1 protein-coding gene is annotated in these 306 nt (G+C 71.2%); it reads right to left on the minus strand.

Annotated elements, in window-relative coordinates:
• Positions 1-306: hypothetical protein (locus Q7A36_RS41270; protein ID WP_305109550.1), on the minus strand; the 306-nt coding region annotated here is incomplete at both ends.

Consider the following 306-nt stretch of genomic DNA (forward strand, 5'->3'; position numbering starts at 1 on the left):
AGGCACAGTGGACCGAGGCGATCGCCAACCGCCCGCAGCAACGTCTTGGCCAGGGCAGTCTTCCCGACATGACCGACGCCGCGGCACAGGCCGGTCAGGATCGGAACCGCGCGCGGCCGGTCGCGGCAAGGCACGACGGCGCACAGCGTGACGAAGGCCTGGCACAGCAGGAAGCTCGGGCGGTTCGGCTTCCTCGCATGGTCGAACCGCACGGCAGCACCAGGCGCCTTGGCCGAGCCACGTGGCGCCAGCGTGTCGTCGATGATGGCGAAGCGCCGCGGCCCGCAGGTCTCACGGCGGACGATG

Origin of the sequence: Paracraurococcus lichenis, from assembly GCF_030657435.1 — a bacterium.
Classification (GTDB): domain Bacteria; phylum Pseudomonadota; class Alphaproteobacteria; order Acetobacterales; family Acetobacteraceae; genus Paracraurococcus; species Paracraurococcus lichenis.